16 protein-coding genes and 1 pseudogene are annotated in these 23857 nt (G+C 68.7%); 8 read left to right on the forward strand and 9 right to left on the reverse strand.

The window, feature by feature from the left end; translation table 11 throughout:
* Position 1: 1 nt before the first annotated feature.
* The 3 genes from LWW89_RS03540 to LWW89_RS03550 all read right to left on the reverse strand — a co-directional run bounded on the left by LWW89_RS03540 (position 2) and on the right by LWW89_RS03550 (position 2313).
* A complete protein-coding gene (locus tag LWW89_RS03540; protein WP_293261152.1) occupies positions 2–937 on the reverse strand; it encodes a Tim44-like domain-containing protein in 936 nt (311 codons plus the stop codon).
* 100 nt (positions 938–1037) lie between these two features.
* The gene (gene ubiE / locus LWW89_RS03545; RefSeq protein WP_293261155.1) at positions 1038–1790 is read right to left on the reverse strand and encodes a bifunctional demethylmenaquinone methyltransferase/2-methoxy-6-polyprenyl-1,4-benzoquinol methylase UbiE; all 753 of its coding nucleotides are present in this window, start codon (positions 1788–1790) and stop codon (positions 1038–1040) included.
* Between the two features lie 85 nt (positions 1791–1875).
* A complete protein-coding gene (locus LWW89_RS03550) occupies positions 1876–2313 on the reverse strand; it encodes a DUF971 domain-containing protein (protein WP_293261158.1) in 438 nt (145 codons plus the stop codon).
* Between the two features lie 217 nt (positions 2314–2530).
* On the opposite strand from LWW89_RS03550, the gene phoB reads away from it, so the two are divergent.
* Positions 2531–3223, forward strand: coding sequence for a phosphate regulon transcriptional regulator PhoB (phoB, locus tag LWW89_RS03555; RefSeq protein WP_293261161.1), 693 nt, complete (start codon positions 2531–2533; stop codon positions 3221–3223).
* Between the two features lie 18 nt (positions 3224–3241).
* The gene (gene phoR, locus LWW89_RS03560; RefSeq protein ID WP_293261164.1) at positions 3242–4588 is read left to right on the forward strand and encodes a phosphate regulon sensor histidine kinase PhoR; all 1347 of its coding nucleotides are present in this window, start codon (positions 3242–3244) and stop codon (positions 4586–4588) included.
* Between the two features lie 48 nt (positions 4589–4636).
* Here phoR and LWW89_RS03565 read toward each other — a convergent pair whose 3' ends face one another.
* The 5 genes from LWW89_RS03565 to LWW89_RS03585 all read right to left on the reverse strand — a co-directional run bounded on the left by LWW89_RS03565 (position 4637) and on the right by LWW89_RS03585 (position 13214).
* Complete coding sequence (locus LWW89_RS03565) at positions 4637–6268, reverse strand: hypothetical protein (RefSeq protein ID WP_293261167.1); 1632 nt, start codon at positions 6266–6268, stop codon at positions 4637–4639.
* 35 nt (positions 6269–6303) lie between these two features.
* Positions 6304–6750: an HIT family protein gene (locus tag LWW89_RS03570; protein WP_293261170.1), complete on the reverse strand. Its 447-nt coding sequence runs from the start codon at positions 6748–6750 to the stop codon at positions 6304–6306.
* Between the two features lie 230 nt (positions 6751–6980).
* Positions 6981–8531 (reverse strand): hypothetical protein, encoded by a 1551-nt coding sequence (locus LWW89_RS03575; RefSeq protein ID WP_293261173.1) that lies wholly within the window; start codon positions 8529–8531, stop codon positions 6981–6983.
* 180 nt (positions 8532–8711) lie between these two features.
* On the reverse strand, positions 8712–12587 hold the full coding sequence (locus LWW89_RS03580; RefSeq protein ID WP_293261175.1) for a DUF3683 domain-containing protein: 3876 nt from the start codon (positions 12585–12587) through the stop codon (positions 8712–8714).
* A 168-nt stretch (positions 12588–12755) separates the two neighbouring features.
* Entirely contained in the window at positions 12756–13214 is a 459-nt protein-coding gene (locus LWW89_RS03585; protein ID WP_293261177.1) for a DedA family protein, read from the reverse strand.
* A gap of 596 nt (positions 13215–13810) precedes the next feature.
* Here LWW89_RS03585 and LWW89_RS03590 point away from each other — a divergent pair.
* The 5 genes and pseudogenes from LWW89_RS03590 to ilvA all read left to right on the forward strand — a co-directional run bounded on the left by LWW89_RS03590 (position 13811) and on the right by ilvA (position 20809).
* The gene (locus LWW89_RS03590) at positions 13811–13987 is read left to right on the forward strand and encodes a GNAT family N-acetyltransferase (RefSeq protein WP_365780952.1); all 177 of its coding nucleotides are present in this window, start codon (positions 13811–13813) and stop codon (positions 13985–13987) included.
* The gene (locus LWW89_RS03595) at positions 13984–14274 is read left to right on the forward strand and encodes a hypothetical protein (RefSeq protein WP_293261183.1); all 291 of its coding nucleotides are present in this window, start codon (positions 13984–13986) and stop codon (positions 14272–14274) included. The genes LWW89_RS03590 and LWW89_RS03595 overlap by 4 nt, the downstream gene beginning before the upstream one ends.
* Before the next feature lie 653 nt (positions 14275–14927).
* Positions 14928–15371: pseudogene (locus LWW89_RS17540) on the forward strand (putative Ig domain-containing protein); the annotation flags it as partial.
* A gap of 36 nt (positions 15372–15407) precedes the next feature.
* Positions 15408–19079, forward strand: a complete 3672-nt coding sequence (locus tag LWW89_RS03600; protein ID WP_293261186.1) for an Ig-like domain-containing protein — start codon at positions 15408–15410, stop codon at positions 19077–19079.
* A 209-nt stretch (positions 19080–19288) separates the two neighbouring features.
* Complete coding sequence (ilvA, locus tag LWW89_RS03605) at positions 19289–20809, forward strand: threonine ammonia-lyase, biosynthetic (RefSeq protein WP_293261189.1); 1521 nt, start codon at positions 19289–19291, stop codon at positions 20807–20809.
* Between the two features lie 223 nt (positions 20810–21032).
* On the opposite strand, the gene LWW89_RS03610 is transcribed toward ilvA, so the two are convergent.
* Positions 21033–21701, reverse strand: a complete 669-nt coding sequence (locus LWW89_RS03610; protein ID WP_293261192.1) for a 5-formyltetrahydrofolate cyclo-ligase — start codon at positions 21699–21701, stop codon at positions 21033–21035.
* A gap of 114 nt (positions 21702–21815) precedes the next feature.
* Between LWW89_RS03610 and LWW89_RS03615 the strand changes: the two genes are divergently transcribed.
* Positions 21816–23849, forward strand: a complete 2034-nt coding sequence (locus LWW89_RS03615) for a lytic transglycosylase domain-containing protein (protein ID WP_293261195.1) — start codon at positions 21816–21818, stop codon at positions 23847–23849.
* The last annotated feature ends 8 nt before the right edge of the window (positions 23850–23857 follow it).

A 23857-nucleotide genomic window follows, 5' to 3' on the forward strand; every position in this document is an offset into this window, starting at 1 on the left:
GTCAGTCCAGCTGCTGGATGCCGGCGACGCGCCAGCCGCCGTCGCCGCTGGCCGGCTTGACCAGGTGCCAGATTTCGTCGAAGGCCGTCGGCGGTGCATCCTTTTCCTCGCGCAGCAGGCCGTAGTAGCGCACGCTGGCGATGTAGCGGCTGCCCTCGTCGGCCACTTCCAGCAGGTTGGCGTTGAGCTGGACCACATCGGTGGTCTGGCTGGCGCTGCCGCGCTCGGCAAGCTGGGCGTTGACCACGGTGAACATCTCGGGGGTCAGGAAGTCCCGGATCTCGTCGATGTGGCCGGCATCGTTGGCGGCCTGGAGGCGGACGAAGTTGCGCTTGGCCACGTCGAGGAAGCCCGCGGCATCAAAGCCGGCGGGAACCCGGGGGGCTTCGGTCGCGGCAGCGGCGGCTTCGGCAGGGGCGCTAGCGGCACCGGCACTACCGCCAGGCAGGCTGGCTTCCGGGGCCGGGGCGTAGCTGGGGCCGCCCACGCCGGCGTACTGGAGCGGCTGCTCGTTGCGGGCCGGGGCCGCGCGGCGGGAGAAGATCAGGCGGAAGACGAACACCGCCGCCATCACCAGCAGGGCGATCATCAGGAAGTTGGCCATGCCTTCGCCCATGCCGAAGTGGGACAGCAGGGCAGCGATGCCCAGGCCGGCCGCCAGGCCGGCGATGGGGCCGAGCCAGTTGCGCTTGGGTTGGGCGGCGGCCGCCGCTGGAGCAGGCTGGGCCGGCGTGGCCTGGCTGGGGGCGCGCTGCGGCGCGGTGGGTGCCGGGGCGGCACCCGGGGCTTGGGCAGGAGCGGTGGGGGTCGCCTGGCGCTGCATGCCGTAGGACTTGCCTCCCCCCAGCCGCTTGGCTTCGGCAACGGGACTCACCGCCACCACGGCGATGGCGGCGGTGGCGATAACGAAGGACTTGAAGAAGGATGAGCGGGCCACTAGGGTCTCCTCGGATTAATGATGGTCCGAATAGACCATCAATCCGTCGTGAAATCAGTAACGATTAGTATCATCCCTTGCCCGGCGGTGACGCGCCGGGTCAGAAGCGGTAGCCGATATGCAGGGCCACCACGCCAAGGGTCAGGTTGTGGTACTCGACGCGGTCGAAGCCCACGCCTTCCATGATGCCCTTCAGGGTTTCCTGGTCCGGGTGCATGCGGATCGACTCGGCCAGGTAACGGTAGCTGTCGGCGTCGTTGGTCACCACCTGGCCGACCCGGGGGATCACCTGGAACGAATAGAAGTCGTAGAGCGGCGCCACCGGTTCCCAGACCTTGGAGAACTCCAGCACCATGACCTTGCCGCCGGGTTTGATGACGCGGCGCATCTCGGCCAGGGCCCGGTCCTTGTGGGTCATGTTGCGCAGGCCGAAGGCCACGGTGACCACGTTGAAGTACTGATCGGGGAAAGGCAGGGCCTCGGCGTCGCACTGCACCGCCGGCACGATCTGGCCCCGGTCGGTGAGGCGGTCGCGGCCCACCGCCAGCATCGAGGCGTTGATGTCGGAGAGCCACACCTGGCCGGTGGGGCCGACCCGCTTGGCGAAGGCCAGGGACAGGTCGCCGGTGCCGCCGGCCACGTCGAGGACCCGGTCACCGGCCTTGACGCCGCTCTTGCCGATGGTGAAGGCCTTCCACAGGCGGTGCAGGCCACCGGACATGAGGTCGTTCATCACGTCGTAGCGGGTCGCCACGGAGTCGAACACGCCGGCGACGCGCTTGGCCTTGTCGCTTTCGGCCACCTGTTGGTAGCCAAAGTGGGTGGTCTTGTTGGTGGTATCGGTTTCGCTCATGGCAGTGCTTTCGACGGAACGGCGTCAGAAGTCGGAATTTGAAATTCGGGAAAAGGCTGGAAACGAGGATCGGCGGATCAAAGGATCAGCTCTTGCAGCCGCAACTGCCGGAACCGCAGCCGCCGGCGGCAGGGGCACCGCTTTGCGGCAGGGGATCGCGGGACAGGCCGGCGGCGTCGAGCTTGGCCAGGTAGTCGGCCCACCAGGCCTCCTGGTTGGTTCCCAGTTCGTACAGGTAGTCCCAGGAATACAGGCCGCTGTCGTGGCCGTCGGAGAACACCGGCTTGAGGGCATAGCTGCCCACCGGTTCGACCCGTTCGATGCCCACCTCGCGTTTGTTGGCCTGGAGCGTTTCCTGGCCCGGGCCGTGGCCGCGCACCTCGGCCGAGGGCGAATAGACGCGCAGGTATTCATAGGGCAGCTGGAAGCTGCGGCCATCGGCGAAGGCGATTTCCAGCACTCGGGACTTCTGGTGCAGGGTGATGGCGGTGGGCAGGGGGGTGTCTTTGGTCAGTCCGGCCATGGCAAGCTCGCGGAGAAAACGGCAATATCCCGTCCGCCGTGGCGGACCGGGGCGGTGGGGCGCCTATCTTAGCGCAAAGCCACCCTCCACCCGCCCCCCGGCTGTGCAAAACCGCTGGAAAAACATGGCACCTTCGGGCCGTGACGTTGTCACGAATCTGTCACGGGGCTTTAATAGACTGGCCGCCAATTATTCATGTAGTGAGCGAGAAACCGTCATGCCCGCCAACATTCTCGTGGTCGAAGACGAACCTGCGATCCAGGAGCTGATCGCCGCCAACCTGCAGCACGCCGGCCACCACGTGCTGCGCGCCGACGATGCCGAAACCGCCGGCCGCCTGGTGCGCGACGCCCTGCCCGACGTGGTGCTGCTCGACTGGATGCTGCCCGGCCAGTCCGGCATCCAGTTCGCCCGCAAGTTGCGCGGCGAGGAGCGCACCAAGGACGTGCCGATCATCATGCTCACCGCCCGCAGCGACGAGCAGGACAAGATCCTCGGCCTGGAGACCGGCGCCGACGACTACATCACCAAGCCCTTCTCGCCCCGGGAGCTGGTGGCCCGCATCAAGGCCGTGCTGCGCCGCCGCGCCCCGCAGATGACCGAAGACTCGGTGGAAATCGGCGGCCTCAAGCTCGATCCGGCCACCCACCGGGTCACCGGCGACGGCCGGCCGGTGGAGCTGGGGCCCACCGAATTCCGCCTGCTGCACTTCTTCATGACCCACCCGGAGCGGGTGCATAGCCGCACCCAGTTGCTCGACCAGGTGTGGGGCGACCACGTCTTCGTCGAAGAGCGCACGGTGGACGTGCACATCCGCCGCCTGCGCAGCGCCCTCGAACCCACCGGCCATGAAGGTCTGGTGCAGACTGTGCGCGGCAGCGGCTACCGTTTTTCCTCCCTGCAAGACTGAGGAAAGCCGGGCGCCATCGTGAAAACCCTCTGGTTCGGCGCATTCTTCTCCGCCCTGCTGCTGACCATGGTGGGGACCGGCGTGGGGCTGGCCCTGGGCACGGCCTGGGGGCTTGGGGTGGCACTGGTGCTCACCGTCCTGCTCGGCCTGCACCATCTGCAGCAGTTGCACAAGCTGATGGGCTGGCTGAAAGGCCCCCTGGATGCGCCGGTGCCCGAAGGCTCCGGGATCTGGGACAAGGTGTTCATCGGGCTGCACCGCCGGGTGCGCACCCGCAACGAACAGCAGCGGGCCCTGAACCTGGCCCTGGAGCGCTTCCGCCGTGCCGCCGAGGCCCTGCCCGACGGGGTGGTGATCCTGTCGCCGCACCGCCAGATCGAAGGCATGAACTCCAAGGCGGCGCTGTTCCTCGGCCTCAATCAGCGCACCGACATGGGCCAGACCATCACCAACCTGCTGCGCCAGCCGGACTTCAGCGCCTATCTGGATACCGGCGCCTTCGACGATCCCCTGGTGCTGCGCAACACCCGGGCCGACGGGGCCAGCCTGCAGATCCAGGTGGTGCCCTACGCCGGCGAGCGGCAGCTGCTGCTGGTGCGCGACGTGACCAAGCTGGAACGGCTGGAGACCATGCGCAGCGACTTCGTCGCCAACGTCTCCCACGAGCTGAAGACGCCCCTGACCGTGGTCGCGGGTTTCATCGAAACCCTCCAGGATTTGCACGGTTCCCTGAGTCCCGACCAGGTGGAGCATTACCTGAGCCTGGCCCACGACCAGTCGATCCGCATGCAGCACCTGATTTCCGACCTGCTCACCCTGTCTGCCCTGGAAACCGGCGGCAGCAACGCCGAGGTCGAGCCGGTGGCCGTGGCGCCCCTGCTCGAAGCAGTCCAGGCCGATACCCTGGCCCTGTCGGGGGGGCGGCACCGCATCACCCTGGAAATGGACGGCCCCAGCCACATCCTGGGCGCCACCACCGAATTGCGCAGCGCCTTCGGCAACCTGGCCTCGAACGCGGTGCGCTACACCCCGGAAGGGGGAAGCATCGCCCTGCGCTGGCAAAAAGTGGATGGTGCGGCCGGCGGGGATGGCGGCGCCGCCTTCGTCGTGGCCGATACCGGCATCGGCATCCCGCCCCAGCACATTCCCCGGCTCACCGAGCGCTTCTACCGGGTGGACCGGGGCCGTTCCCGGGAATCCGGCGGCACCGGCCTGGGGCTGGCCATCGTCAAGCACGTGTTGACCCGGCACCAGGGCTGGCTGGAAGTGGAAAGCGAGCCCGGCAAGGGCAGCCGCTTCACCGCCAGGATTCCGGCGGCGCGCCTGGTTTCGGCGCCGGCGCCCGGCACCGCCCGGGCTGCCTGATCCGCTGCCGCAGGCGAGGCCGGCGCAAGCCCGCCGCCGGCCGTGGCATCACTCCGCCGCGGTAAAACTAACCCGCTCGAAATCCCCTCCCTGCTCCAGCAGCCGGGTCAGCCTGATCCGCCACTGGCTGTTGTCGGCGGCCACTTCCAGGTGGCGGCCGGTGACGTACCAACCCTTGGGAATCACCAGGGAGGCCGCCTGGCCTAGGGCCGGCAGTCCCGCCAGAAGAAAGCCGGGCTGGTAAGGGTCCCGGTTCCCGCCGCTGGGTACCGGGCGCAGCGCCACCGCCGTCGGCAGGCCGGGCAGCACCGCCACCCCCAGCACCAGTCCGCCGTCCCGGTCTTCCATCAGCCAGCTGGTGCGGCCGAGCAGGCAGTGGGCGCCGTCCGGAGGAACCACGGCGAGCAGTTGGTCGTGATTGAGGCGCAGTCCGGCGCGGTTGCGGTTGAGGCGGAATCCCGCAGCGGAGTGGTTGATGACCTGCCAGGTTTCGGTGGCCTGGGTGTCGTGGTGGGGCGTCCCGGCCAGGCCGGCGGCCGGTTCGACCTGCTGGCGGAACATATAGAGGCGTTCGAATTCCCCGCGCGAATAGACGGCCGCCGCCGGCTGGACGAAGGCGCGCCCCGCCAGCAGGCGGAAGATGGCGTCGCCGCCGCGACAGACCCGGGCCTCGCCGCTGGCGGGCAGGCGGCGGAAGCGGCGCGGTGCGGCGGTGAGGGACCAGGGGCGATGGAGCTGGCCGATCAGGTGGGCGCAGCGGTCGGCCATCATGTTGTCCCCCAGTCCCAGTTGAGCGGGCTGCACCCGCTGCGCCAGCTGGACCTGGGTCTGCTGCAACTGGGCCGTAAGGCGTCCGACGTCGAGCCGGCGCAGGCCCGTCCCCGACTGGCCATCGGCCAGCGGCCGCACCCCGGCGTCGGCAAACAGGTCGACTGCGAAGCGGGGCAGGGCTTCGGTCTCCACCGCGTCGATCTGCACCAGGGGCGCCCAGCGCGAGGCCAGGCGGCGCACGAAGGCCAGGGCGCGCAAATCCAGCCCATAGGGGGCGGCCAGGTCGAGCAGCAGGGCTTCCACATAGGTGGCCGTGGCGTGGGTCGAGCCTCGGCCCGGGTCCAGGGGTTCGTCCACCGGCTGGGTTGCCACTCCCCACTCCTCGGCGCTGGCGTAGTAGCCGTGCAGATCGAGCCACAGGCCGGGGGGCGCTTCGCGGCGGGCCCGGTAGTGGTCGTACAGGGCATGGCCGGTGCAGTACAGGCAGCGCTGCAGGATCAGGGCCAGCTGCTGCGGCGACAGGGGGTCGTCGGCGGGCGCCACCTGGGCGCAATGAGCATAGGCGCTGGCCAGGCGATGCCAGTCCCCGGCAACCCAGGCGAGCACTTCCTGCTCCCGCTCGCCCAGGGGCACGGCCCGGTCGGTGAAGGTCCGGGCCATTTCCTCCTGCAGGTAGGTGAAGGCGATGCGGCCCTGTTCGAGCAGGGTCAGGTAGTCCGCCGCCGGCAGGGGGGCGTGGCGCAGGCTGTCCAGCAGCACGGCCAGGTCGTGGCGGGCCTGGGCCGGGTTGGCCAGGGGCAGGGCGGCCAGATGGGCCAGCCCCGCGTCCAGGGTGGGGATCGTGGGCAGGCCCGCGGGTTTCGGCGGGTTCGGGGAAGCGGGGTGGTGTGCGGTGAGTGCGATGTTCATGGCCGGTTCCTCGAACGGGTGGGGAATGCCCCGGGTTATGCCTTGGCCGGCTCCAGCTCGGCCTTCAGGGCCTCCGCCAGGGTGCGGTCGTCCACCGCTGGCCGGGGGGCCGGGGCGACGCCGTCGGTGCGCCGCGCCGCCCAGATCGCGCCGGGAAAGGTGGGGTCGTCGCGCCAGCGCGGAATGATGTGCCAGTGTAGGTGAGGCACCATGTTGCCCAGGCTGGCGAGGTTGACCTTGTCGGGGGCGTAGAGGCGCCGCAGTACCCGTTCGCAGGCCAGCACCGCCGCCATCAGGCGCTGCTGTTCGCCGTCGTCCAGGTCGCTCATCTCCCCCGCATGGCGGGACCAGATCACCCGTAGGAAGCCCGGGTAGTCGGGTTCCTCGGCACGGATGATGCGCCACTCGGGGCTCTCCACCAGAAGCTGGCCTCCCGGAGTGGCGCACAGGGGGCAGGCGGACGGGCTGGCGGGGACGGCCATGGGGGCTCCTGGAAAGCGTGAAGTGGGCACCGGAAAAAGCCGGTGGATGCCGGCCGCGCCCATCGCGGACCGTGCCGGTCGGGGCCGGAGGATAGCGTGGGAATCACGGGAATGGCGGGGATTCCTCCCCGCCTACACGCCGCGGGCCGACTTGATACCTTTTTTCTATGCCTGGGCCGGCGGGGCGACAAGGGAATCCATCACGCCGGAGGCCGATCCGAGGGCGAAAGTCAGACCGGCTGGACGGCGGCGAGTTCGCAGTCCGCGCCGGCGGCGAGGACGCTTTCCAGGCGCCACTGCTGGCGCCCGTTTCCGGCCGCCGCCGGGGGCGGTACGTCGGCCAGGCGGCCGCGCCGGTAGGCGCCCCGGGGCAGAAGCAGGGCCGGCAGCTCGTTATGGCCGACCCATAGGGCGGGATGGGTCTCGCCCCCGTCGGCGAAGCGGGCGAGGACGCCGGCTACCGGGCCGTCGATGCGTCGCACCTTGACCGCCAGCCCGCCCCCCAGGGCCATCAGCAGGCTGGAAACCCGGCCGAGACCGAAGCGGCCGGCGGAATCCGCCACCGCCACCAGTTGGTCGTGGAAGAGGCGTTCCGGTGGCCTCGGGTGGAAGAGCCGCCAGGCCTCGGCCCCCTGCTCGATCACGCCCCATTCGCTGGCTTCTGGCACCTGGGGTGTGCCCTGGCTGCCGCTGCTGCCGAACACCACCAGCCGGTCGAAGTCGTTGCGGGTCTGCACCGGCCTGGCGGCATCCGGCGCCAGTTGGCCGAGGTGCCAGGCCAGGGCGGAGAAGGCGGTGATCAGTCGGGCCTGGCCCTGGATCGGTTCGGGCGCGTAGGCCCGGGCCAAGGCCTGTTGGGACCAGGGGGGACGCAGGTGGTCAAGCAGGCGGCTGCATTCGTCTGCGCCCAGTCCCTCGCCCAGGCCGAGTTCGGCCGGGCTGTGGCCGGCCTTGAGGCGGCTTTTCAGGCGCCGCAGGTGCTCGGCCAGGGGGGCGCTGTCCAGGACGCGCAGGGCGCCCCGGGCATCGCCATCGTTGCGGCCTTGCCTGCGCAGGCCCCGGTCGGCGCGCAGGTCGATCAGGAAGGGCGGCAGCTCGCCGTCCGCGGGCAAGGGCATCACCGGCGCCAGCTTGGCCAGGCGGCGCGCCCAGCGTTGGGTCTGGCGCTGCTCGCGGAAGCTCTGGGAGGCCGGCTTGGCCATGTCGATGAGCAGGGTGGCCACGTAGTGGCGCATCGGCCCCACGGTGCGGCCCTTGCGGTCGGGCCAGGCCTGGGCGGCCACGCCGGCGGCTTCGGCCGCGGCGAAGTCGCCGTGCAGTTGGCGCCACAGCCCGGCGGGTGGCTCGCTGCGGGCGAGCAGGGCGATTTGCAGGGCCTGGCCGCGGTGGAACAGGGCGCGTTCGTAGGCCTGCGCCGGTTCGGCATGGGCCGGGGCGCCGACGGGTTGGGGGCCCTGGCTGGCCAGCCCGTCCGCCAGGCGCCGCCAGGCATCGGCGCAGGCGGCGAGCAAGGCCAGGGTCTGGGCGAGGACGGCGGTCTCGGCCTCGGCGAAGGGCAGGGGGCGGCCGCGCAGGCGCTTTTCCGCGTCTTCCACCACCAGGGCCAGGGGCGCTTCCGCGCCGTGCAGCGCCGCGAATTGGGCGGGAGCGGGCAGGGCGCGCGCCGCCAGGGCGTCCATGTAGGGGGCGAGGCGGCCCAGGGTGGCCAGGGGGTCGGCCAGGGGCAGGGTGGCCAGGTAGGCGGACGCGGCGTTGGGGGAGGTCAGGTCGGGCACGGACATCGGGGCCTCCAGGGGGCGGGAAGGTCCGCAGGCGGATGGGGAAAGTGTGAAATATTTCACACAAATGGAGTTGGGGAGATTGTGCCGCCTTGCGCCGGGGAACGCCAGACGGGCGTCGGGGGCAAAAAAACGGGGCATCCAATGGATGCCCCGCGAGTGGGTTTGGTTCCGGCCGGCGTCTTACAGCAGCACCCGCTCGATGCCGCCCTGGTTGGCCTTCTGCACATAGTCGGCCATCCAGTTGTCGCCCAGGGCGGACTTGGCCATTTCGACCACGATGTAGTCGGCCTCCAGGTTGGCGTCGTCCCGGTAACGGGAGAGGCCTTGCAGGCAGGACGGGCAGGAGGTGAGGATCTTCACCTTGGCGTCGGCATCGTCGCCGCGCAGGGCGGCGGCGCCCTTCTCGATTTCTTCCTGCTTGCGGAAGCGCACCTGGGTGGACACGTCCGGGCGGGACACCGCCAGGGTGCCGGATTCGCCGCAGCAGCGGTCGTTGAGGGGCACCGGGGCGCCCATCAGCGATTCGAGCACCTTGGCCGAGGCGTGGGTCTTCATCGGCGTGTGGCAGGGCTCGTGGTACATGTACTTCACCCCGCTCAGTCCCTCGGCCTTGACGCCCTTTTCCATCAGGTACTCGTGGATGTCGAGCAGGCGGCAGCCGGGGAAGATCTTCTCGAACTCGTACTTCTGCAGCTGATCCATGCAGGTGCCGCAGGAGACGATCACCGTCTTGATGTCCAGGTAGTTGAGGGTGTTGGCCACCCGGTGGAACAGGACCCGGTTGTCGGTGGTGATCTTCTGGCCCTTGTCCTCCTCGCCGGCGGCGGTCTGCGGGTAGCCGCAGCACAGGTAGCCCGGGGGCAGCACGGTGGTGGCGCCGACCTCGTAGAGCATGGCCTGGGTCGCCAGACCGACCTGGGAGAACAGGCGCTCCGAGCCGCAGCCGGGGAAGTAGAACACCGCGTCGGATTCCTCGGTGGTCTTCTTCGGGTTGCGGATCACCGGGATCACCGCATCGTCCTCGATGTCGAGCAGCGCCCTGGAGGTGCGCTTGGGCAGGTTGCCCGGCATCGGCTTGTTGATGAAGTGGATCACCTGGGCCTTGATCGGCGCGGTGCCCAGGGTGGCGGGCGGATGCTTGACCTGCTCCTGGATCAGTCCTAGGGACTTGGCCACCTTGTGCGCCAGGTTCTGGGCCTTGTAGCCGATGTCCATCATGCCGACCCGCATCGCCTTGATGGTGGCCGGGTCCTTGATGGTGAGGAAGGCCATGGCCAGGGCCTTGCCCGGGTCGGTGCGCTTCTTGCCCTGCTTGCGCAGGAAGTTGCGCATCGCCACCGACACGTCGCCGAAGTCGATGTCCACCGGGCAGGGCTTCACGCAGCGGTGGCAGATGGTGCAGTGGTCGGCCACGTCGTTGAACTCGTCGAAGTGGGCCAGGGACACGCCGCGCCGGGTCTGTTCCTCGTAGAGGAAGGCTTCGATCAGCAGGCCGGTGCCGAGGATCTTGTTGCGCGGCGAGTAGAGCAGGTTGGCCCGGGGCACGTGGGTCGAGCACACCGGCTTGCACTTACCGCAGCGCAGGCAGTCCTTGATCATGTTGGCCACGCCGCCGATCTCGGACTTCTCCATGATCAGCGACTCGTGGCCGATCAGGTTGAACGACGGGGTGTAGGCGTTCACCAGGTTACCGCCGGGCAACAGCTTGCCCTTGTTGAAGCGGCCTTCCGGGTCCACCTTGGCCTTGTAGTCGCGGAACGGCTGCATCTCCGCGTCGGTCAGGTAGTCGAGCTTGGTGATGCCGATGCCGTGCTCGCCGGAGATCACTCCGCCCAGGCTGCGGGCCAGGGCCATGATGCGGTCCACCGCCGCGTTGGCGGTCTGCAGCATGGCGTAGTGGTCCGAGTTCACCGGGATGTTGGTGTGCACGTTGCCGTCGCCGGCGTGCATGTGCAGGGCGACGAAGACCCGGCCGCGCAGCACGGCCTTCTGGGCCTCTTCCATCTTTTCCAGGGTCGGCCGGTAGACGTTGCCGTCGAAGATGGTTTCCAGGGGGCGCTTCAGCTCCTTCTTCCACGACACCCGCACCGAATAGTCCTGCAAGCGGTGGAACAGGGTCGGGTTGGCCGCCCGGTTGGTCAGCTCGCCGGCATTGATGCCGAATTCGGCGAAGCGGGCCTCGGCCTCGGCCAGGGGCAGGTCCAGGTTGGCCAGCAGCCATTCCCAGCGGGCGCGCACCTGGGCTACGTGCTCCAGGGCCGCCTCGCGCCGGTCGCCGATCAGCACGTCCTTGTCCAGGGCCGAATCGCCGGCATTGACCGGCAGGTCGCCTTGCAGGAACTCGGTCAGGGCGTCGCACAGCTCCAGCTTGTTCTGGATCGACAGTTCGATGTTGATGCGCTCGATGCCGTCGCAGTAGTCACCCATGCGCGGCAGGGGGATCACCACGTCCTCGTTCACCTTGAAGGCGTTGGTGTGCTTGGAGATGGCGGCGGTGCGCGAACGGTCGAGCCAGAACTTCTTGCGCAGCTCGGGCGAGACGGCGATGAAGCCCTCGGCGCCGCGCAGGTTGCACATCTTCACCACTTCCGAGGCGGCGGCCATCACCGCGGCCTCGTCGTGGCCCACCAGGTCGCCGATCAGCACCATCTTCGGCCGGCCGTGGCGCTTGGCCTTGGTGGCGTAGCCCACCGCCTTCACGTAGCGCTCGTCCAAGTGCTCCAGGCCGGCCAGCAGCACGCCGGATTGGGCGCCGGCGCCGCCCGGCTTGAAGTAGTCGGTGATCTCGACGATGGAGGGCACGGCTTCGCGCACCTGGCCGAAGAATTCCAGGCAGACGGTGCGGGTCACCGGCGGCATCTTGTGCAGCACCCAACGGGCGGCGACGATGATGCCGTCGGTGCCTTCCTTTTGCACCCCGGGCAGGCCGGACAGGAACTTGTCGGTGACGTCCTTGCCCAGGCCGACCTTGCGGAACTTCTGGCCGGGGATCTCGAGCAACTCCTCGCCCAGCAGGGTCTTGCCTTCCGCGTCGAAGCGACGCAGGCGGAAGGTGGCCAGCTCCTGGTCGTGGATCTTCGACATGTTGTGGTTGAGCCGCTCCACCTCCAGCCAGTTGCCGTCGGGGGTGACCATCTTCCACCAGGCCAGGTTGTCGAGGGCGGTGCCCCACAGCACGGCCTTCTTGCCGCCGGCGTTCATGGCGATGTTGCCGCCGATGCAGGAGGCATCCGCCGAGGTCGGATCGCAGGCGAACACCAGGTCCGCATCCTCGGCCCGTTCCATGACGCGGCGGGTGACCACGCCGGCGCCGGTGCGCACCGTGGCGACCTTGTGGCCGACGCCCGGCAGTTCCAGGTGCTCCACCGGACCCATGTCGATCAGCTTCTCGGTGTTGATCACCACCGAGTAGGGCGACAGGGGCACGGCGCCGCCGGTGTAGCCGGTGCCGCCGCCCCGGGGAATGATGGTCAGGCCCAGGGCGATGCAGTCGCGCACCAGGGGGCCGATTTCCTCTTCCGTATCGGGATAGAGGACGACGAAGGGGTATTCGACGCGCCAGTCGGTGGCGTCCGTCACGTGGGACACCCGGGCCAGGCCGTCGAAGGCGATGTTGTCGCGGCGGGTGTGGCGGGACAGGGACTTGAGGGCCTTGCGGCGCAGCTCGCCGGTCTTGTCGAACCATTGCTCGAAGCGGTCCACCGCCTCGCCGGCGGCCACCACCAGCTTGCGCACCTTCTCGGAGCGGGCCGGATCTTCGTTCTCGGTGGCGCGGCGGCGCTTTTCCACCTCGCGCAGGCGGTGGCGCAGGGCGTCCACCAGGGCCTTGCTGCGCCCCGGGTTGCCGAGCATGTCGTCCTGCAGATAGGGGTTGCGGGTGACCACCCACACGTCGCCGAGGACTTCGTAGAGCATCCGGGCAGAGCGGCCGGTGACCCGCTCGCTGCGGAGTTCTTCGACGATCTGCCAGTTTTCCTCGCCGAGCAGGCGAATGATGATCTCGCGATCGGAAAACGACGTGTAGTTGTAGGGGATTTCGCGCAGGCGTGCAGTCATGGAGGTGCGTGGCGTTCGCCGCAGTCCTTAAAAACAGGATTTTACAGTATTGCGCTGCGGAAAAACCGCGGCGGTCCCTGCGCCGGAGGCGGCAAAGCCCCTATCCATCATGGGGTTAACCGGGGCGGCGGGCGTTTCGGGGCAAGGGCGTCCGCCCCGCCGCCGCCATCATCCCGCCAGCCAGCCGGCCCCCAGGGCCAGCACCCCGTAGCGGGCGGCCTTGCCGGCGGCCATGTAGAGGGCGCAGGCCGGCCAGGACAGGCGCAGCCAGCCAGCCACCAGGCACAGCCCGTCGCCGATCAGCGGCGCCCAGGCCAGCAGCAGGCTGGCGCTGCCCCAGCGGTGCATCCGCGCCAGCCAGGCCGGCGAGAGGGGGCCGTCGCCGCGCTGCAACCGTTCCCAACGCGCCCCGTGGGGCAAGACCCGCCCGGCCGCGTAGGAGGTCATTCCCCCCAGGGTATTGCCCAGGGTCGCCACCAGCAGCGCCGCCGCCAGGGTGTCCGGGTGGGCGTAGGCGAACGCCAGAAAGAACGCTTCGGAACCGATGGGCAGCAAGGTGGCGGCCAGCAGGCTGACCAGAAACAGGCCGCCCAGGCCAACGGCCGGGTCGGAAAGCCATTCGAGCATGGAGGTGGGGCGGGGAAAAGGTGGTGGAAGGCGTGGGCGGCCCAGAGCGCGTCCGCCACGAAAGTGGCCGGCATTATGGGCCGATCTGACAACCGGGCCTACTCGTCGCCGGTGCGTTTTGGAGCAGGAAATTGCGCTTCGGCGAACCTGTCATAAAAATAAAACACGGATTTGTGCACCAAAATGGTGATTTTTGGCGTTATTAGCCGGCTTACTCTGACTTTATATATAGATTCTATGCCTTAGGTTGAATTGCCAGAGGGGGAGTCTTTAGCGATATTGCGCGGGATTTGGTGTTTGACGGCGGCGATTCCGCCGATCGAGCAAGCTGACCGGTTCCGATTTCCTGAACGGACTTCCATGGCGACACCGTTGCCGCCGCATGTCGAGTTGCGCCCCGTTACTTCCGCCGACCTGGAATTCCTGTTCCAGGTCTATGCCTCGTCGCGCGATGAGGAGCGGGAGCTGGTCGGCTGGGACGAGGCCGCGTGGGAGCACTTTCTACGCCAGCAATTCGATTTCCAGCATGCCCAGTATCAGCGCAATTACGACCACCCGGCATTCGACCTGATTGTCGTTGACGGCCGGCCGGCCGGCTGTACGTCAATCGCCAGGTGGGCGACATCCGGGTGGTGGATATCGCCCTGCTGCGCGACTACCGGCGCCTGGGCGTCGGCGGAGGGCTGTTGCAGCGCTTGATCGACGAGGCGGAGCGGGGCATCTACCTGTTCATGATCCGCCCCCCGATGGCCATGGCGGCAGGGCAGCCATGAGCGAAAGCCTGACCGCCGATGCCATGCCTGCCCATAACCATGCCGTGACGGTGCAAAACGGCAACGGCACCGTCACGTCTCCTGCAGGCCATTACTGGGCGAAAGGCGTGACGGTGGGAAGCCGTTCCGCGCCAGTGAGGACGTATTCCGGCCAAGCGGCCAATGGCGCCATGTCACCGGCACTGATCGGTGTCAGTGGTGAAGGCCAGGCGCATGACAACGCCCAGCCTTACCTCGTGCTGAACCTATGTATCTGCCTAGTTGGAGATTTTCCGGCACGTCCCTGATACCGGGGACCGAGTCGCCGCCTGAATTACCGATCGTTGCTGGAGAACACGTAGTGTCGTCAAGAATGTCGCTTGCCATGCGCCTGCTGCGCATCCTGTTGTTGCTGCTGTCCGTGATGGGAGCCACGTCGGCCGGGGCTGTGGTGCAAACCGGGCCGGTCACGTTTGGTCCGCCCTCGCCTACGCTAGGCTTCCCCTTTGAAGTACTTGATGGCAGCGGGCTGCGGTTCTACAACACGTGGTTTCTAGACAGCGATGCCGGGGCGAACTACATCCCTCCCCATCCAGGGCCGTATGCGACGACAGACTGCGCCGGTACCTGCTACGGCACAAGCGCCAACCCTGCGCGGATCGGCACGATTTCCGGATATGACCATTTCAATATTAGTTCACTGGAAATATCGAGCCCGGGGACTAACAGTTCCGTCACGATCACGGCCTACCTCAATGGCGCGATTGTGGACGGCAAAGTCATTTCGCTGACCAGTGACACCTACAGTTTCAAAACGGTCCAGCTGGATTTCACCAACATCAATGAGCTTCGGTTCGCCGCAGATGGCGATGGTTTTATAAGCATCGACAACCTGATGGTGTCGCCCAATTTTCCAACCCTGGCCATGACGCCTGCCGCTGGAACGCTCACGGCGGGAGCCATGGGGGTTGCCTACAGCCAGACTTTTGCTGCCAGTGGCGGCTCGTCCTATGTGTATTCCATTAGCGCCGGAGCGCTGCCCACTGGCTTGAGCCTCAATACTGCCAATGGCGTCGTTTCGGGCACCCCTAGCTCAAGCGGGACGTTCTCATTCACCGTGACGGCTACCGACGTTACGACCGCGACGATCAGCCAGGTCTATTCCCTGACGATTGCACCTCCCGGGATCAACATAACCCCGGCCACCATACCCGGAGGCACCGTGGCGACGGCCTACAGCCAGTCGTTTTCGGCGAGCGGAGGTACCGGCCCTTATACCTATACAATCATCAGCGGCAGCCTGCCGGCGGGCCTGACCTTGAGTTCCGGCGGTGTACTGTCGGGCACGCCGACAGCGGGCGGAACCTTCACCTTTGCTGTGCGCGCAACCGACAGCAGTGGCGGAACGGGCCCCTATTCCGGGACCAGTTCCAATATTTCGTTGACCATCGCTGCACCGACCCTGGGCTTTTCTCCGGCAACCCTGCCGGCGGCTACGCCGGCCACCGCCTACAGTCAGCAGATCAACGTCAGCGGCGGCACGGCGCCCTACAACAGTTTTGTCGTGGCCAGTGGCAGTCTGCCGCCGGGCTTGACCCTCAACGCGACCGGCCTGGTCAGCGGAACGCCGATCGCGGCGGGAAATTATTCGTTCACCGTCAGTGCCAGCGACAGCAGCACAGGGTCCGGGCCCTACAGCGGAACCAGCGGCACTATTGCTGTGACCGTCAACGCCCCGACCCTGACCCTGTCGCCAACCTCGTTGCCGAACCCGATCCGGAACACGGTCTACACCCAGACGCTCACGGCGGGCGGCGGCGTGGCCCCCTATACGTTCAGTGTGTCCAATGGCAGCCTGCCGCCCGGCTTGAGCCTGGCTACCGGCGGCACCCTGTCCGGGACGCCGACGGCCGAAGGCACCTACAACTTCACCGTCCAAGCAACCGACAGCACCGGCGGCACCGGCGCGCCCTTTTCCACCCTCCGTACCTATTCGGTGACGGTCAATCCCCCGCTACCGATAGTCAATGCGGCGAGCGCCACGGTGGCGTACAACAGTTCGGCCAATGCGATCACGCTCAACATCACCGGCGGCGCCCCGAGCAGCGTGGCGGTGGCGAGCGGGGCCAGCCACGGCACGGCGGTGGCGTCGGGCACCAGCATTACTTACACGCCGAATACCGGGTACTCGGGCAGCGACAGCTTCACGTACACGGCGACCAACGCCAGCGGCACGTCGGCGCCGGCGACGGTGACGATCACGGTCAATCCCCAGTTGCCGGGTGCGGGCCCGGTGAACGCCACGGTGGGCTATAACAGTTCGGCCAATGCGATCACGCTCAACATCACCGGCGGCGCCCCGAGCAGCGTGGCGGTGGCGAGCGGGGCCAGCCACGGCACGGCGGTGGCGTCGGGCACCAGCATTACTTACACGCCGAATACCGGGTATTCGGGCAGCGACAGCTTTACCTACACGGCCACCAATGCGACGGGCACGTCGGCGCCGGCGACGGTGACGGTCACGGTCAATCCCCAGGTGCCGACGGCCGGAGCGGTGAGCGCCACAGTGGCCTACGGCAGCGGCGCCAACCCGATCACGCTCAACATCGGCGGCGGTATGCCGACCAGCGTGGCGGTGGCGAGCGGGGCCAGCCACGGCACGGCGGTGGCGTCGGGCACCAGCATTACTTACACGCCGAATGCCGGGTATTCGGGCAGCGACAGCTTTACCTACACGGCGAGCAACGCCGGAGGCACGTCGGCGCCGGCGACGGTGACGATCACGGTCAATCCCCAGGTACCGGTAGCCGGCGCGGTAAGCGCCACGGTGGCCTACGGCAGCTCGGCCAATGCCATCACGCTCAACATTGGCGGCGGCGCACCGTCCAGCGTGGCGGTGGTGGCGGCGGCCAGCCACGGCACGGCTACCGCGTCGGGCACCAGCATCACCTACACCCCCACCGCCGGCTATTCGGGCAGCGACAGCTTCACGTACACGGCGACCAACGCCGGCGGTACGTCGGCGCCGGCGACGGTAACGATCACGGTGACGCCCCAGGTGCCGGTGGCCGGGGCGGTGAGCGTTGCGGTGGCCTACAACAGCTCGGCCAATCCGATTACCCTCAACCTCGCAGGCGGCGGTGCGCCGACCAGCGTGGCGGTGGTGGCGGGGGCCAGCCACGGCACGGCAACCGCGTCGGGGACCAGCATCACCTACACCCCCACCGCCGGCTACGTCGGCAGCGACAGCTTCACGTACACGGCGACCAACGCCGGCGGTACGTCGGCGCCGGCGACGGTCACAGTCACGGTCAATCCCCAGGTGCCGGTGGCCGGGGCGGTGAGCGCCACGGTGGCCTTTGGCAGCAGCGCCAATCCGGTTACGCTCAGCATCAGCGGCGGTGTGCCGACCAGCGTGGCGGTGGCCGCCCCGGCCCAGCACGGCACGGCCACGGCGTCGGGCACCAGCATCACCTATACCCCCGCCGCCGGCTACTCGGGAAACGACAGCTTCACCTACACGGCGACCAACGCCGGGGGCACGTCGGCCCCGGCGACGGTGACGATCACGGTCAATCCCCAGGCCCCGGTGGCCGGGGCGGTCAACGTCACCGTGCAGATCAATAGCGCCAACAACCCGATTCCCCTCAATCTGACGGGGGGGGCGGCCAACAGCGTGGCGGTGACCACCGCGCCGGTGCACGGCACCGTGGCGGTGAATGGGGCGGCGATCACCTACAGTCCGAATGCCGGCTTCAAGGGCACGGATTCCTTCGTCTATACCGCGACCAACACCACGGCCACCTCGGCTCCGGCGACGGTGACGATCCAGGTCATGGGCCGTCCGGACCCGACCCAGGACGCCACGGTGACGGGCCTGGTGGGCAGCCAGGTGGAAACCGCCCGGCGCTTCAGCCAGGCCCAGATCGGCAACTTCCAGTCCCGCCTGGAAAGCCTGCATGGCCGCCTGCGCCGGCAAGATGGGGCCGCAGCGCCGTTGGCCGGTGGGAACCTGCCGGGGCAGGGGCCGACCACCGACGGGCCGGGTTCCCAGAATCCGCAACCGCCGGCCCAGGAGCCGCAGCAGCGTCAACGGCGCGGCAACGCGCTGGCGTCCGCCCAGCCGGGCAGCCCGGTGCCGACCATGATCGGCACGGGCAGCGTGGCCGGGGTCAATTCCGGCAACGGTGTGCCGTCCGGGAGTATGGGCGGCGGGGCCCAGCCCCAGGCCGGGGGCGGCGGATTCGATCCCTTCTCGCTGATTTCCGGCGGGCGCCTGTCCGCCCAGGGCTTGCCCTCCCTGAACATCGGCAGCAAGTCCAACGATGCCTTCGGCAGCGGCATCGACGTGTGGAGTGCCGGGGTGATCAACATCGGCCGCCAGGAGGATGCGGGCATGACCTTCACCACCTCGGGCATTTCCTTCGGCGCCGACCGCCGCTTCGGCGACAAGCTGGTCCTGGGCGTCGGCGCCGGCTTCGGCCGGGATTGGACCAAGCTTCAGGAAGGCGGGCGCAACAGCGGCAACGACTACTCCTTCTCGCTGTACGGCAGCTACCAGCCCATGCCCGGTACCTTCATCGACGCCATCGTCGGCGTCGGCCACCTGGAGATGGAATCGCGCCGCTACTCGGCGCCGGCCGGCACCTTCGCTACTGCCAAGCGCAGCGGTACCCAGTGGTTCGCCTCGGTCAGCGGCGCCTACGAGTTCCGCACCGACCAGTTCCTGCTGTCCCCCTACGGGCGGCTGGACCTGGCCGAGACGCGGCTCGACGCCACCAGCGAGAGCGGGGCCGGGTTCTACAACCTGACCTACTTCTCCCAGACGGTGAACACCACCAAGCTGTCCTGGGGCCTGCGCGGCGAAACCGTGATCGCCCTGGAGTCGGCGCGCATCCGGCCCAATTTCCGCACCGAGTACCAGCACGACTTTGAGGACCCCGGCGTGGCCCGGGTCGCTTATGCGGACGACCTGGGGGGGCGATCTACCAGATCGCGCCGACCCGGATCAACCGTAACGCCCTGGTGTTCGGCCTGGGCAGCGACGTCGACTTCAAGCGCTCCTGGTCCCTGGGTGCCCGCTATCAGTACAGCAACAGCATGGGTTCCATGACCATGCACAGCTTCAACCTCAGCATCCGCAACTCGTTCTGACCCATCCGGTTCGCCACGGCGGACCAGCGGGGCGGGGCCGGCAGGCACCCGCCCCGTTTTTTTGGGGCCGGCGGTGGATATGCCGCTCGGGACGCTCCGCGCATGGACTGCGCCCCGACCCGGGGGGTACACTGGGTCGCTTTACGCCTTCGGCAGCCCCCTCTTCCCATGCCGCACGATTACCTTACCAAGGTGCTAAACGCCCAGGTCTACGACGCCGCCGTCGAGACCCCCCTGGATTTCGCCACCAACCTGTCGGCTCGCCTCGGCAACCGCTTCCTGCTCAAGCGCGAGGACATGCAGCCGGTGTTCTCGTTCAAGCTGCGCGGGGCCTACAACAAGATCGCCCACCTGTCGCCGGCCCAGCTCAAGCGCGGCGTGATCTGCGCCTCCGCCGGCAACCACGCCCAGGGCGTGGCCCTGTCGGCGGCCAAGATCGGCTGCCGGGCGGTGATCGTCATGCCCACCACCACGCCCCAGATCAAGGTCCAGGCGGTGGCGGCCCGGGGCGGCGAGGTGGTGCTGGCCGGCGAGTCCTTCGACGAGGCCTATGCCCACGCGGTGGAGCTGGAAAAGGCCGAGAAGCTGACCTTCGTCCATCCCTTCGACGATCCGGACGTGATCGCCGGCCAGGGCACCATCGGCATGGAGATCCTGCGCCAGCATTCGCGCCACGACGGGCCGATCCACGCCATCTTCTGCGCCATCGGCGGCGGCGGCCTGGCCGCCGGGGTGGCCGCCTACGTGAAGCGGGTGCGTCCGGACATCAAGATCATCGGCGTGGAAACCTTCGACGCCGACGCCATGGCCCGTTCGCTCAAGGCCGGGCGGCGGGTGCGTCTCGACCAGGTGGGCCTGTTCGCCGACGGCACGGCGGTCAAGTTCGTCGGCGAGGAAACCTTCCGCCTGTGCCAGGAATACCTGGACGAGGTGGTACTGGTGGACACCGACGCCATCTGCGCCGCCATCAAGGACGTGTTCGAGGACACCCGTTCGATCCTCGAACCCTCCGGCGCCCTGGCCCTGGCCGGCGCCAAGGAGTACGCCAAGCGCCACAAGCTCAAGGGCCAGACCCTGGTGGCGGTGGCCTCCGGCGCCAACACCAACTTCGACCGCCTGCGCTTCGTCGCCGAGCGGGCCGAGGTGGGCGAGCAGCGCGAGGCGGTGCTGGCGGTGACCCTGCCGGAGAAGCCCGGCAGCTACAAGAAGTTCGTCTCCCTGATCGGCTCGCGCAACATCACCGAGTTCAACTACCGCTACAACGACAAGTCCGAGGCCCACGTCTTCGTCGGCCTGCAAGTGGGCAACCGGGCCGAGTCCCTGAAGCTGGTGGAGCAGTTGCAGAAGCACGGCTACCCGACCCTGGACCTGACCGACGACGAGATGGCCAAGATGCACATCCGCCACCTGGTCGGCGGCCACGCGCCCAACGTGCGGAATGAGATCCTCTACCGCTTCGAATTCCCCGAGCGGCCCGGCGCCCTGATGAACTTCCTCAACAAGATGAGCGCCGGCTGGAACATCAGCCTGTTCCACTACCGCAACCACGGCGCCGACTACGGCCGGGTGCTGGTGGGCATGCAGGTGCCGCCGGAGGACATGGGCGACTTCAACCGCTTCCTCGATCAGCTCGGCTACCTGTACTGGAACGAGAGCGACAACCCGGCCTACAAGCTGTTCCTCGGCTGAGGCCGGCGGAGGCGCCGCGCGCCGGGGGGCGCTGTCCCCCGGCGCTCTGTAACACCGAACGAACACCGCGGCGGCGAGAAGCTGCACGCCGCAACCCCAAGCGGGGCGCGGCTTTCCGATATGGCTGTCTGGGGATCGAGGACTGGCGCGGCGCTCCGCGGCACCTGTCTGGAGAACGAGGCGGGGCGGGGCTTCTGTCCGATGCCTGAGTAAACCGACCGGCTCAGTCGAATTCGACGAAGCCCGATTCGGTCACCAGCCCCATCAGGGGCGCGTCGTGGGGTTCCGGGTGGATGGTGTCCACCCGCTGGAAGTCAAAGCCCACTCCCAGGGTCACCACCGGGTGGCCGACAGCCGCCAGCCTGGTCAGAGTGCGGTCGAAGAAGCCGCCGCCGTAGCCGAGGCGAAAGCCCGCCCCATCCACCGCGTTGACCGGGATCAGCAGCACGTCGGGCAGCACCAGGTCGCCTTCGCTCGGCGTGGGAATGCCGTAGCGGTCCGGCGCCAGCGGCGTGGCCGGGGTCCACGGGCGGAAGGCCAGGGGCTCGCCGGGGGCCACCACCACCGGCAGGCAGGCGTGGCCGCCCTGGGCCAGCCAGGTGCGGATCGCCGGGCGCAGGTCCGGCTCGTTCTGCACCGGCCAGCAAAAACCGATGGTCTTGGCTCGCCCGTCGGGGAAGAAGGCGAAGAAGTCGGCGGAAAAGCGCGCCGTCAGGTGGGCGCACACGGCGGCGCTGCGCTGCGCCGCATCGGTGGGGGGCAGGGCCTCGCGCCGGGCGATCATGTCCTGGCGCAGCCGCTTGCGCGCCGCCGTCCGCTGCGCGGCATCCCGGGCGGCCCCGGCAATCCCGTCGGCCGGCGCTGTCATCCTGGGGGCGTCCCCTGCGTTCACCGTGTTATCCTCAAACCGTCCCACTCGTCCCCAGCCTCCCATTCGTCCGTCGCGGCCCTACCGGCCTGCCAGGTGCGAAAGCCGGGACGTCCGCAATTTGCCGCAGCCTATCACATGCCGTCTCGCCGCCTGCTCCGCCGCGCCACCCGCTTCGCGCCCCTGGTCGCCGCCGCCCGCCTGTCCTTCGTCCTGGCCCTGGCGCCCCTGACCTGCAACACCGCCCTGGCCCAGAGCGACGACGATCGTCTGCTCGCCGCCAAGGATGCCGCCCGCCTCGGCGACCGGGCCAAGCTCACCGCCCTGGCGTCCGATCTCCAGGGCAGCGAACTGGGGGCCTACCCGACCTACTGGCTCCTTTCCGCCACCCTGAAACGCCCCGGCGACGTCGACGACAACGCCATCCGCGCCTTCCTGACCCGGGAGGACGGCACCTACCTGGCCGACAAGCTGCGCGGCGAGTGGCTCAAGCAGCTGGGCCGCTACGGCCGCTGGAGCGTCTTCGACGCCGAATACCCGAAGCTGGTCCAGGGCGACCCCGAACTCAACTGCTACGCCCTGCAATCCCGCCTGGCCCGGGGCGACGCCGCCGCCCTGGACGACGCCCGGGCCCTGTGGCTGACCCAGCTGGAAGTGCCCGAGGGCTGCCAGCCGGTGCTCAATGCCCTGGTCGCCCAGGGCAAGGTCGGCACCACCGACGTCTGGGCCCGGGTGCGCCGCCAGGTGGAAACCGGCAAGCAGGGGGCGGCGCGGGCCACCCTCCAGTACCTGCCCGAGGGCCAGACCCCCTCGGCCAAGCTGTTCGACCTGGTGCTCGACAAGCCCCTGCCCTACCTGATCAAGCAACCCGCCGGCAGCCTGGACGGCCGCACCAGCCGCGAACTGGCGGTGCTCGCCCTGGCCCGTATCGCCAAGAACGACCCGGCCATGGCCGCCGAGCAGTTGGACCGCCTGGGCGCCCGCCTCACCCCCGAGGACCGGGCCTACGCCTGGGCCTACGCCGGCTGGCAGGCCGCCTTCCGCCTGATGCCCGAGGCCCTGGGCTACTACCGCAAGGCCGACGCGGCCCTGGGCAAGCCCCTGGCCGCCCCCCTGGTGTCCGACGATGCCCTGGCCTTCCGCACCCGGGCCGCCCTGCGCGCCCAGGACTGGGGCGAGGTACTGCGCAGCATCGAGGCCATGGCGCCCGCCCAGGCCGCCCAGCCGGAATGGGTGTACTGGCTCGGCCGGGCCAAGAAGGCCGGCGGCCAGCTGGAGGCGGCCAACGCCCTGTTCGCCCGGTTGTCCGGCCAGCCCCACTTTTACGGCACCCTGGCCGACGAGGAGATGGGGCGCAGCATCACCGTGCCGCCCAAGGCCCGCCCCGCCAGCCCCGAAGAGCTGGCCAAGGCCGGCGCCAACCCCGCCTTCCGCCGCGCCCTGGCCTTGAACCGCCTGGGCCTGCGCACCGAGGCCGTGCGCGAATGGAACTGGGGCACCCGGGGCCTTTCCGACCGGGACCTGCTCGCCGCCGCCGAGGTGGCGCGCCGCGCCGAGTTCTACGACCGGGCCATTTATTCCGCGGAAAAGACCCGGGGCGAGCACGACTTCTCCCTGCGCTACCTGGCCCCCTACGCCGACCAGGTGCGCCCTGCCGCCCGCTCGGCCCAGGTGGACGAAGCCTGGGTGTACGGCCTGATGCGCCAGGAATCGCGCTTCGTTACCGGCGCCCGCTCGTCGGTGGGCGCCTCCGGCCTGATGCAGCTGATGCCCGCCACCGCCCGCTGGGTGGCCAAGAAGATCGGCTTGGCCGACTACCACCCGGGCCGGGTCACCGACACCGAGGTGAACCTGATGCTCGGCACCTCCTACCTGCGCCTGGTCAAGGAAAGCCTGGACAACCACCCGGTGCTGGCCTCCGCCGCCTACAACGCCGGCCCCGGCCGGGCGCGCAAGTGGAAGGACGTGAAGCCCCTGGAAGGGGCGGTGTACGCCGAGACCATCCCCTTCTCCGAGACCCGCGACTACGTCAAGAAAGTGATGAACAACGCGGTCTACTACGGCGCCCTGTTCGACGGCACCCCGCCGTCGCTGAAGCGCCTGCTGGGCACCGTGGCGCCCCGGGGCGGGGCCGACGCGAGCCTGCTGGAGAAGGGCGAGGAACTGCCATAAACGGGGCA

Origin of the sequence: Oryzomicrobium sp. (genome assembly GCF_021287045.1) — a bacterium.
In the GTDB taxonomy this organism is placed as follows: Bacteria; Pseudomonadota; Gammaproteobacteria; order Burkholderiales; family Rhodocyclaceae; genus Oryzomicrobium.